Genomic DNA, 11,939 nt, shown 5'->3' with positions numbered 1-11,939 from the left:
GGCAGTAGTTGACTGGATTGAAAATACGCGTATATCAAGCTTTTTCAATCCTAGTCAATCTTGCCGGGGCGGGACTACGAATTCATAATGAATTCTGTTCCGCTCCCTATTATTTTAGAATTTATATCCAGCTTTTTTTATAATGGTTATGTTATTTTTGCTTTGGCACGATATATTCTGGTTCTTCATTTTTCTTAGAATGACGCACGCCATAGAAAAGATAAATAACAATACCGACTACAAACCAAATTAATGTATATAGTTTAGCTTCATAGCTTAATCCCCAAAATACTAAAAATACTAAAACAAAAGTAATTGCCGGTAAAACAGGATATAAAGGTACTTTAAAACCTGGTACGGGTAAGTCATTACCTTCGCGTTTACGTAAACGATACATTGCGATAGATACAAACATAAATGCAACAAGTGATCCAGCTGAAATCAATTGTGCCAAGAATGCGAATGGGAACATTGAACCGATAATGACTACAATGATAGTCAAGATAATTAAAGAACGATTAGGCAAATGTTTATGATTTAATTTCGCTAACCAAGATGGCAATAAACCATCGCGTCCAAATGAGTATAGTAAACGTGATCCAGCCAACATCATACCAATCAATGCAGTAAACATACCGATAACAGAAATACCTTGTACAATTGCTGCAACAACGCCATGACCACTTTGACGTAATGCCCAGCCAACAGGTTCAGCATTATTAGCATATTGTGAATAATGGAACATACTTACGAGCACAAGTGCTACAGCAACGAAAAGAATAATAGCGACTACTAATGAACCTAAAATACCTCTTGGCATTGTTTTTGATGGGTTAATTGCTTCTGCTGAGTTCGCTGCGATTGAGTCAAAGCCAATATAAGCTAAGAAAATCATAGATACACCAGCATAAACACCTTGCCAACCTCCAAAGTCACCTGTATCTGTTACTTTATGTTCTGGAATAAATGGAATGTAGTTCTGTACATGTAATGCTGTTAAGCCTACAACAACAAATAACAATATTGCAAAAATTTTAAGAACTACTAGAATGTTTTCAATGCGTGCTGCTTCTGTCATACCTCTTGATAAGAGCAATGCTGTTAAAATAATAACGACCGCAGCGATGATATCAATAATACCACCATTTGCACCAAATGGAGCTGATAATGATGTAGGTAATTTAATACCTAATGGTGAAATCAGTCCACGTAAGTTAGCAGAGAAACCAGAAGCCACAAAGGCAACAGCGATAAAGTATTCTGCTAATAGTGCCCAACCTGCAACCCAACCAAAGAACTCACCAAATAATACGTTAACCCATGAATAAGCTGAGCCAGCAAATGGCATGGCAGAAGACATTTCGGCATATGTAAATGCGACAAGTCCAGCTACTATTGCAGCGATTAAAAATGATAAGGCAACAGCAGGACCAGCATGTTCGGCCGCAACAATTCCCGGTAATGTAAAGATAGAAGTCGAAACAATTGTACCTACACCAAGCGCTAGGAAATCTCTAACACGTAAGGTACGTTTTAAATGACCATCTTTATTTTGATAAATCGTAGGATTCTCTTTACGAGTAATAGTTTTGAAAAAACTTGACATAGCAATTAACCTCCACAGTTAATAATAATCTATATTTAAATGTGATATTTTAATAATTAACATCATATCATAAAATCACCGACCATAGTCTAAAAATTCTGAAAAATTTCATTTTTCTTACTTTTTAAAGCGGATATACGACAAATTTATACGATAAAATAGATTATAGCAGACTTAAAGCATAATGTAAGTGGCTATTTTGGTACATCTATCTTCTAAGAGAAAAATTGCCATTATTATAAATTTTTTAAAAAATAATAATAAGAATTGCATAGGAATGGAAGATGAAAGATTTAGGATTATAACAACATTAATTGTTACAATATTATTGAAAAGCCTAGTTAGGATTGATATTCCTAAATCTAATTTCTACAATAAAAGCAAATAAACTAATATAGGTCGTGGAAGAATATGGAAATTAAACAGATAAAGTATTTTGTCGAGGTGGTTCGACAAGGCGGAATGACGCAAGCTTCTGAACACCTTTATATTGCACAATCAACGATAAGCAAGGCAATTAAAAGTATTGAAAATGAATATAATATCACTTTGTTTGATCGCTCACAAAAGCAAATTAAGCTAACAGATATTGGTCAAACATTTTATGATAATAGTTTAGAGTTTTTAGCACTTTTTGAAAAGTTATCATTAGAAATGAATGACGTTGTCAATCTACAGAAAGGTCATATTCGTATTGGCCTATCACCGATGATGAATGTTCAAATGTTCACCGATAGTCTTAACCAATTTCATCAACAATATCCTAAAGTAACATACGAAGTGATTGAAGGAGGTGGTAAAGTGGTAGAACATAATATTGACAACGATGAAATTGACATCGGTATTACCACACTACCTGTAGATTCAAGTGTTTATCATTCATATTCGCTTTATGATGAAGAATTATTGCTAGTCGTCAGTAAAGCGCACCCCTTGTCGCAGCGCACGAAAGTAGATTTTGCCGAGTTGGAAGATGAAGAATTTATACTTTTTCATGATGATTTCTATTTGAAAGATCAAATTATTGAAAATTGCAAACGCATTGGCTTTTATCCTAAAACAGTTGCTAATATTTCACAGATTAACTTTATTGAAAATATGATTAGTCAGGGATTAGGCATCAGTGTTGTTCCTCAAAGTTTATACAATATGATGGGAGATGAGGTTACAGCTTTAAAATTAGAAAACGCACGATTATCTTGGCACTTAGGTGTTATTTGGCGCAAAGATACTTACTTATCGCATGTCACTCGAGAATGGATTCAAACCATAGGCCATTTAAGTCCAAAGTAATAAATTTTAGAGATAACTTGGAATACGATGTTTTATAGATGTATTCCTTTTTGGAATACTTGCAATCGAAAATATGTATTTTATTAATACGTTCAATCGTAATATAATGAATAACGTAATGAAGTTGCAAGTGATTCAAAATATTTTTCATATAGTAAAGAAATGATTGTCTAGTAATAAGTTATTTAAGGCAGTTATGCTTTAAGTGTACTGATTATATGAAAGAGTTCTAGCCCAACTCGGAGTATTATCCCAAATAGTCCAATTTTGAACGCTTGAGCGGATTTCACACAACAATGAATGACAAGGCATTTTGATATTAAAGAAGTCATGCACTGTTCACTGTCTTTCCCTCTTTTCCTAAAAAAATTGAACATGCAATTGACTTCTTTTTATCTAAGTGTGCAGCAGTGTGAAAATTTGTTAATTATCGAAAGGATATGGATATAAAATGACTAAAAAAAATTACTCAGCAGCAGATATGGTTATTGATACGTTGAAAAATAATAATGTAGATTATGTGTTTGGTATTCCAGGTGCTAAAATTGACTACTTATTTAATGCATTAGAAGATGATGGACCAGAATTAATTGTTACAAGACACGAACAAAATGCAGCTATGATGGCGCAAGGTATTGGACGTATTACAGGAAAACCTGGTGTCGCTCTTGTAACAAGTGGACCAGGGGTAAGTAACTTAACAACAGGACTTTTAACAGCAACATCTGAAGGTGATCCTGTCTTAGCTATTGGCGGTCAAGTTAAACGTAATGATTTATTACGTCTCACTCATCAAGCAGTAGATAATGTAGATCTTTTAAAATCATCTACAAAATATAGCGCTGAGGTTCAAGATCCTGAGTCATTATCTGAAGTTATGACAAATGCAATCCGAACAGCAACTTCAGGTAAAAATGGCGCGACTTTTATTAGTATTCCTCAAGATGTCATTCAATCACCAGTTAATAATAAAGCGATAGCATTATGCCAAAAACCAACTCTAGGTGTTCCAAGTCTTCAAGATATTAAAGATGTTATCACTAAAATCAGCAATGCTAAGTTTCCAGTGTTACTAGCTGGTATGAGAAGTTCAAGTGAAGCAGAAACAGAAGCAATCCGTCACTTAGTAGAAAAATCCAATCTTCCAGTCGTTGAAACATTCCAAGGTGCCGGAGTCATTAGTAGAGATTTAGAAAATCACTTCTTCGGTAGAGTAGGATTGTTCCGCAACCAAGTTGGTGACCAATTATTGAAAAAAGCAGACTTAGTTGTCACTATTGGTTATGATCCAATTGAATATGAAGCGAGTAACTGGAATCACGAATTAGATACTGAAATTATCAATATTGATGAAGTTGCTGCTGAAATAACGAACCATTTACGTCCTGAAAAAGAATTAATAGGTAATATTGCAGGTACAATTGAGCTTATATCTGAAAATATTGATGCACCAATTATTGATGACAAACATTTAAATGACTTGGAAAAATTAAGAGCAGAAGTTATTGAAACATCAGGTATTAAATGTACACATGTTGATGGAGTGTTACATCCATTAGAAATTATCGAAACGATGCAAAAATCACTTTCAGATGATACTACAGTTACTGTAGACGTAGGTAGTCACTATATTTGGATGGCACGTAAATTTAGAAGCTATAACCCAAGACATTTGTTGTTTAGTAATGGTATGCAAACACTTGGTGTTGCTTTACCATGGGCAATTGCTGCTGCATTAGTACGACCTAATACGCAAGTAGTTTCAGTTGCTGGCGATGGTGGTTTCTTATTCTCAGGACAAGATCTTGAAACAGCTGTACGTAAAAAATTAAACATCATCCAATTAATTTGGAATGACGGTAAATATAACATGGTAGAATTCCAAGAAGAAATGAAATATAAACGTTCTGCAGGTGTAGAATTTGGACCTGTTGATTATGTTAAATATGCAGAATCAATGGGAGCAAAAGGTTTGCGCGTTACAACTCAAGAAGAATTAGAAGCAGCAATTAAAGAAGGTTATGAAACTGAAGGACCTGTATTAATTGATATTCCTGTAAACTATCAAGATAATATTAAACTTTCAACAAATGTATTACCAGATTCATTAAACTAAATTTAAACATATAAATAGGAGTGAATACAGTAATGAGTCATGTATTATATCAGCACGGCACATTAGGCACATTAATGGCAGGTTTATTAGAAGGAACTGCAACAATTGATGAACTATTAAAACACGGAGATTCAGGACTAGCCACTTTAACTGGTTCAAATGGAGAAGTTATCTTCTTAAATGGAGAGGCTTTCCATGCCAATGAATACAAAGAATTTACCAAACTTAAAGGTGATGAAAAAACACCTTACGCAACGATTACACATTTTGAAGCGGATGAAACATATCAAACAAGCGATAAATCTTCTGAAGAAGTATTAAATGAAGTTGAATCACATATGTTAAGTAAAAACATGTTTTCAGCAGTGAAAATTAGTGGTACATTTAAAAAAATGCATGTTCGAATGATGCCTAAACAGGAACCACCTTATACACGGTTAATTGATTCTGCACGTAGACAACCAGAAGAAACAGCAGAAAATATTAAAGGTACAATAATTGGATTCTATACGCCAGAATTATTCCATGGTATTGGTTCTGCAGGTTTCCATATCCATTTTGCAAATGATGACCGCAATTTGGGTGGACATGTATTAGACTTTATCGTGGATGATGTTACTGTAGAAATTCAAAACTTTGAAACGTTTGAACAACACTTTCCAATTAACAACAAGACGTTCACTGAAACAGAAATAGACTATGGTGATGTCGCCGACGAAATTAGAGAAGCAGAATAAAGGAGTCGCGATTTAAGATGTTAGTTGAAAGTTTCAATCCGTTTAATAATATGCTGATTTCAGCAATTGTAGCGGCAGTGCCTATTATTTTATTCCTGCTGTGTTTAACAGTATTTAAAATGAAAGGCGTTTATGCGGCATTGACAACACTGATTGTCACTGCATTGGTAGCAATGATATGCTTCAAATTACCTGCACGTATTGCGGGAGGCGCAACATTTGAAGGATTTTATCAAGGTATTATACCAATTGGCTTTATTGTTATTATGGCGGTATGGCTTTATAAAATTGCAACTGAAAGTGGACAATTTAATATTGTCCAAGATAGTATTGCAAGTATTTCACAAGACCAACGTATTCAATTACTGCTTATTGGTTACTTATTTAATGGGTTTTTAGAAGGTGCAGCTGGATTCGGCGTACCGATTGCCATTTGTGCCGTATTGTTAATGCAACTAGGTTTCAAAGCATTGCCAGCAGCTATGTATTGTCTAGTTGCTAATGCAGCAGCTGGTGCTTATGGTGCTGTTGGTATTCCTATTGCGATTACAGATACACTAAATTTAGCAGGTGGTGTTAAAGCATCACAAGTTGCATTAATTGGTAACTTAACATTAGGTTTGATTAGTTTCTTTGTACCGTTTTTATTAATGTTTATTATTGATGGTCTCAAAGGTGTTAAAGAAACGTTTCCAGCTACATTAATAGCCGCATCTGTATTTACCGGTTTACAAGTATTGATTGCAGCATTTGCTGGCCCTGAGTTAGCTGATATCATCCCAGGCTTAGGTGCTATGGTTGCACTTGCATTATTCTCACGTAAATTTCAACCTAAAAATATCTTTAGACTTGAAGATAATGAAGCGGTCGGCAAGGTTGAGAAACATTCAATTAAGCAAATTGTCTATGGATGGAGTCCTTTCATTATATTGACCGTTATTGTTATGGTATGGAGCTTGCCAGCATTTAAAGCACTATTTGAAAAAGGTGGTGCACTAAGTGCCCTTGTTGTTAACTTCAATGCTCCAGGTACGATGAATAATGTGACACATCATCCCAATGTTTTGACGTTTAACTTTATTGCACAAACTGGTACTGCAATATTAGTTACGGCTATCATTACCATCTTAATTGCTAAGCACATGACGTTTAAAACTGCAGGCAAACTTTTAGGAGTGACAGTTAAAGAATTGTGGGTTTCTGTATTAACAATTTGCTTTATCTTGGCTGTCTCTAAAATTACGACATATGGCGGTTTGAGTAACGCTATGGGTCAAGGTATTGCTAAAACAGGTGCAATATTCCCATTGCTATCTCCAGTCCTAGGGTGGATTGGTGTGTTTATGACTGGTTCAGTGGTGAATAACAACTCATTATTTGCACCTATTCAAGCTTCTGTAGCAACACAAATAGGTACAAAAGGCTCGCTCTTAGTTGCGGCTAACGTCGCTGGTGGAGTTACAGCTAAAATAGTATCTCCTCAATCAATTGCTATAGCCACAGCGGCTGTTAATAAAGTCGGTAAAGAGTCTGAATTGATGAAAATGGCTATGCGTTTTAGTATAGGTTTACTTATCTTTGCTTGTATTTGGACATTTATGTTGAGCCTATTTGTTTAAAATATAGTAACAGCTATCTGACACGATGTAGATCAGATAGCTGTTTTTTAGCTTATTCAAGTTAATATCATGTAATGGAAGAAGAAAATGCAAATTATTATTTAATAATAGTGTCATTTATATTTGACATACTTAACGATGTCGGTTATATTTGACACATAGGATAATAAATAAGGGTGAGTAAGCATATGAACAAATTCAAAAATAAAATGATTAATAGTCTTCTTGGTACGATAGGTGACAAAGATGAACGTGAAATTGCCGTAATCAATGCTAAATTTACGACTGTATTTCTAACGGCATATGTTTTATTATTTTGTTTATTGCTATTAGGTGCCATTTTAGATGCGATGCATGACACCATTTCAGTGCTAACTATGGCAATCACGATTGTATTTTTAATTATCAATATTCAAACTCTCGTATTAATGCGAAAAGAAAAATTAGACGATTTAACCGTTTATTCTGATAAAGAATATGTCCAGCTCATTAAAAAATTAAAACGACAAAGTGTAGTTGGAGGGTTCTTTTTTGGAGCTTTAACAACGTTATTTGACATGGTATTTCGCTTTTTTAACGATACGGATGTAACGGTATGGTTTGCTGTAAGTAAGAATATCTTGCCGGGACTAGTATTTGGTTTACTTGCATATTTCTTTGCTAAATCTAAAGTTCGTAAGGATTATTAATATAGAGGTGAAGGACGTTGTCACGTTTAAATGACTTTTTAATTAAGTGGTTTACGAATAGCTCAACTGACAAAGATGAACGCGAAAAAATTCAATTGAATGAGCGTTTAGCTAATATGTACATGATTACTACAATATTAATAGCATTGCTACTTTTATTAAGCGTGATAGATATAATACACACACAACAAATAATGATGACACATGTTGCTGTATTTATTTTATTTTTTGGTTTAAACATAATTTCTTTAGTCATAATGGGAAAAGGTGGTTTAGACCATTCGCGAGTTAATTCTAAGGCTGAATATCGTCACTTAATTAAGAAATATGCTGTAATTTGTATAGGATTTGCTATTTATTTTGGTTTAGCTCTTTTTGGACTAGATTTATTATTTGATGCCGTAGGTGGGATAAAGACCTATGGTGGAAACCCAATTAATTATATCGTTGGTGGTATTGTGATGGGTATCTTGATGTATATTATGAGAGTCGTCAAAATAAAAAAAGAATATTAAATATTGTATGCCTTTCTCGTGTTCGATATTATATAATTAAACTATATTTTAAAGAACGAGAGAGGCTTTTTATGATAGATGCTGAACCAATTGTATTAAAAATGAAAAATCAAAAAATTAACTATGACCGTGTCTTGAAAAAGTTAATACAGCAATGGAAGCGTGCGGAGCAAAAACCGAAAATTTTGTTACATAGCTGTTGTGCGCCATGTAGCACGTATACGTTAGAATATTTAACGCAATTTGCAGATATTGGTGTTTATTTTGCTAATCCCAATATTCATCCTAAAAATGAATATTTAAGACGTGCGAAAGTACAAGAACAATTTATTGCAGATTTTAATGAACGGACTGGCAATCATGTTCAATATATTGAAGCGCCATATGAACCACAAACGTTTATGAAAATGGCTAAATCACGTGGCTTAATGGATGAACCAGAAGGCGGATTGAGATGCTCAGCATGTTTTGAAATGCGTTTAGACCTTGTTGCCGATGCAGCACAGCGGTTTGGCTATAATTATTTTGGTAGTGCATTAACGCTGTCACCTAAGAAAAACGCGCAATTAATTAATGAATTAGGCATGAAAGTACAAGAAGCCTATGATGTGTACTATTTACCAAGTGACTTTAAAAAGAATAAAGGATATGAACGGTCATTGGAAATGTGTAGAGATTATAACGTTTATCGACAATGTTATTGTGGTTGTGTCTTTGCTGCAATGCGTCAAGGCATTGATTTTAAAGAAGTTAATAAAGAGGCTAAAGCTTTTTTAGAACAGTATCAATCTTAGAGTGAATTGATACCAAGTTGAGTTTTAATCAAAATAAAGAAAAATCAGCAGTATTTATCTCGATTCCCGATAAATATTGCTGATTTTAAATTTTAGGCATCTAAGCCAATGATATCTTTAACATTTGTATAATTATTTTTAGTTAAATATTGAGCGATGCCTTTATTGATTTTTTTAGTTAAGCCGGGGCCTTCAATCACTAATGATGAATAAATTTGTATTAGGGAAGCACCATTGCGCATCATTTGAATGGCATCATCTGTGCTAAAGATACCACCTGTACCAATGATTAGAAATTGACCTTTTGTTTGTTGATATGCCCATTTGACAAGCTCTAAATTACGTTTGAATAATGGTCTACCACTCAAGCCGCCTTCTTCGTTTTTATTATCAGAAGATAAGCCTTCTCGACGTCGTGTTGTGTTCGCTAAAATCATTCCATCAAATGTTTCTATAATTGAAGGTAATATATTTTTAAAATCATCTAAATTTAAATCTGAAGTTAATTTTAAATAGATAGGAACTTGAATATCTGTTTGAGCTTTAAATTCCTTTAATGCGTTGCAGAGCATTGTAAATTCATCTTTATCGTGGAAGCTTTGTAAATTTTCTGTGTTAGGTGAGCTGATATTTACGGTAAAAAAGTCAACATCTGCCTTAAATGTATCCATGACTTTGATATAGTCCTGATCACGTTCTTCATAAGGAGTTGTCTTATTAACACCTACATTTAAACCTACAGGAATAGAATAAGCATGACGGCGTATATTAAATAAAGCACGATTCATGCCGATATTATTAAAACCCATGCGGTTGATTAAGGCATCATCTTCGAGTAAACGATACATCCGTGGTTTCGGGTTACCATCTTGAGGTTTCGGTGTGATGCCACCAAGTTCTAAGGCTCCAAAACCAAGGTATTCTAAAGCTTTAGGCACTTCACATGATTTGTCGAAGCCAGGTGCTAGACCTACAGGATTGTCGTAAGTATTACCTTGGATCGTTTGTTTCAATGAGGGATCTTCGTACACGAAAAGTTTTTTGACAATAGGAAAGATAAATGGTGCTTTTTGTAAAAGTTTGAGCGCGTCAATAGTTAAACCATGGGCTTTTTCCGGCTCAATTTTAAATAACAGGGGTTTGATTAATTTGTACATAGTAATGCTCCTTTTTCATTGTATTTGAGGCTTTCTATCCTCAATTAATAGCATTGAAAATAACATTTTCTATAATAGACTAGCACTTTATGTTTGTTTTTCAAAGCCAAAATATAGAAGTTCAATACTTTGCCATGATTTTTTCAAATGTTTGATACATTATTAAAAAGAGAATAAAAAATGTATTTTTTACAATAAAAACTTCCAAATGAGGTAAAGTTAAATCGAAAGGGTATGACTTTATAGAGTAGTACGGTGATTGAGAAGGCACAAAAAAGGAAATAGGATATAAATGAAAGGAGTATGTATATGAATCAGCAATGGATAGATCAATTACCTTTAGATAATATTCGAGATGTAACACCTGTAAGTGGTGGGGATGTGAATGAGGCATTTAAAGTGACGACAAAAGATAGTACGTATTTCTTACTTGTACAACGCAATCGCGATCAATCATTTTATGCAGCTGAAATAGCAGGACTCAATGCTTTCGAAGCTGCAGACATTACAGCGCCACGTGTAATAGATAATGGCAGCATTAATGGAGATGCTTTTTTAATTTTGAGTTATTTAGATGAAGGGCGTACAGGGAGTCAGCGTGAATTAGGTCAATTAGTGGCTAAAATGCATAGTGAACAACAATCTAATGGCCAATTTGGGTTTGATTTACCTCATGAAGGTGGCGATATTTCATTTGACAATTCTTGGACGGATTCGTGGATAGAACTTTTTGTGGCACGTCGTATGGATCATTTACGTGACGAGCTCATGCACAAAGGATTATGGAATGAAGAAGACGATAAGGTGTATCAACGAGTACGCATGGTGATGATTAATGAGTTAGGAGCACATCAAAGTAAGCCATCACTCTTACATGGAGATTTATGGGGTGGCAATTATATGTTTTTAACTGATGGACGTCCTGCGCTCTTTGATCCAGCACCGTTATATGGAGATAGAGAGTTCGATTTAGGCATCACAACAGTTTTCGGTGGTTTTACGGATGAATTTTATGATGAATATGCCAAACACTATCCTATGGCAAAAGGTGCAGAAAAACGGTTGGAATTTTACAGATTATATTTATTTATGGTTCATTTATTAAAATTTGGTGGAATGTATGCGAATAGTGTGAATCGCTCAATGGCTGAAATATTAAAGTAGACAACTTCAACAATCAATGGCAATATCTATTTTAATTTGTAATTAATGATATTGTTGATATGTAAATGATATTGTTAAATTCATAGCGGATAATGAAAAAGAGACTCGGACATAATTATGTTTTAAGTTATGAACTCTATATTGGCAGTAGTTGACTGGATTAAAAATACGTTTATAGCAAGCTTTTTCAATCCTAGTCAACCTTGCCGGAGCGAGACTAAGAATTCATAATGAATTCTGTCCCGCTCC

The 11,939-nt window shown here is 34.2% G+C and carries 10 protein-coding genes; 8 read left to right on the top strand and 2 right to left on the bottom strand.

The features are described from left to right. Positions 1 to 151: 151 nt before the first annotated feature. Positions 152 to 1,606: an APC family permease gene (locus HMPREF2864_RS10050; RefSeq protein ID WP_070545559.1), complete on the bottom strand. Its 1,455-nt coding sequence runs from the start codon at positions 1,604 to 1,606 to the stop codon at positions 152 to 154. Between the two features lie 411 nt (positions 1,607 to 2,017). On the opposite strand from HMPREF2864_RS10050, the gene HMPREF2864_RS10045 reads away from it, so the two are divergent. From HMPREF2864_RS10045 to HMPREF2864_RS10015, 7 genes are all read left to right on the top strand, one after another. Then, a complete protein-coding gene (locus HMPREF2864_RS10045; RefSeq protein ID WP_002460541.1) occupies positions 2,018 to 2,899 on the top strand; it encodes a cidABC operon transcriptional activator CidR in 882 nt (293 codons plus the stop codon). 451 nt (positions 2,900 to 3,350) lie between these two features. After that, positions 3,351 to 5,015 carry an acetolactate synthase AlsS gene (alsS, locus tag HMPREF2864_RS10040; RefSeq protein WP_002460540.1) on the top strand — a complete coding sequence of 555 codons (1,665 nt, stop codon included), beginning with the start codon at positions 3,351 to 3,353 and terminating at the stop codon, positions 5,013 to 5,015. Positions 5,016 to 5,047: 32 nt separating this feature from the next. After that, entirely contained in the window at positions 5,048 to 5,752 is a 705-nt protein-coding gene (gene budA / locus HMPREF2864_RS10035; RefSeq protein WP_002460539.1) for an acetolactate decarboxylase, read from the top strand. Positions 5,753 to 5,769: 17 nt separating this feature from the next. Next, positions 5,770 to 7,371 carry an L-lactate permease gene (locus HMPREF2864_RS10030; RefSeq protein WP_070545557.1) on the top strand — a complete coding sequence of 534 codons (1,602 nt, stop codon included), beginning with the start codon at positions 5,770 to 5,772 and terminating at the stop codon, positions 7,369 to 7,371. Between the two features lie 188 nt (positions 7,372 to 7,559). Continuing rightward, complete coding sequence (locus HMPREF2864_RS10025; protein ID WP_070545554.1) at positions 7,560 to 8,060, top strand: hypothetical protein; 501 nt, start codon at positions 7,560 to 7,562, stop codon at positions 8,058 to 8,060. Positions 8,061 to 8,077: 17 nt separating this feature from the next. Beyond that, positions 8,078 to 8,575, top strand: coding sequence for a hypothetical protein (locus HMPREF2864_RS10020; protein WP_002460536.1), 498 nt, complete (start codon positions 8,078 to 8,080; stop codon positions 8,573 to 8,575). 71 nt (positions 8,576 to 8,646) lie between these two features. Then, a complete protein-coding gene (locus tag HMPREF2864_RS10015) occupies positions 8,647 to 9,369 on the top strand; it encodes an epoxyqueuosine reductase QueH (RefSeq protein WP_002460535.1) in 723 nt (240 codons plus the stop codon). A gap of 92 nt (positions 9,370 to 9,461) precedes the next feature. Here HMPREF2864_RS10015 and HMPREF2864_RS10010 read toward each other — a convergent pair whose 3' ends face one another. Continuing rightward, on the bottom strand, positions 9,462 to 10,526 hold the full coding sequence (locus HMPREF2864_RS10010; RefSeq protein ID WP_070545553.1) for a quinone-dependent dihydroorotate dehydrogenase: 1,065 nt from the start codon (positions 10,524 to 10,526) through the stop codon (positions 9,462 to 9,464). 309 nt (positions 10,527 to 10,835) lie between these two features. Here HMPREF2864_RS10010 and HMPREF2864_RS10005 point away from each other — a divergent pair, with 309 nt between their 5' ends. Beyond that, on the top strand, positions 10,836 to 11,690 hold the full coding sequence (locus HMPREF2864_RS10005) for a fructosamine kinase family protein (protein WP_070545551.1): 855 nt from the start codon (positions 10,836 to 10,838) through the stop codon (positions 11,688 to 11,690). The last annotated feature ends 249 nt before the right edge of the window (positions 11,691 to 11,939 follow it).

Origin of the sequence: Staphylococcus sp. HMSC059F04, from assembly GCF_001812565.1 — a bacterium.
Lineage (GTDB): Bacteria > Bacillota > Bacilli > Staphylococcales > Staphylococcaceae > Staphylococcus > Staphylococcus lugdunensis.
Note: the sequence above shows the minus strand (reverse complement) of the source record. Positions and strands in the feature narration are given on the sequence as shown.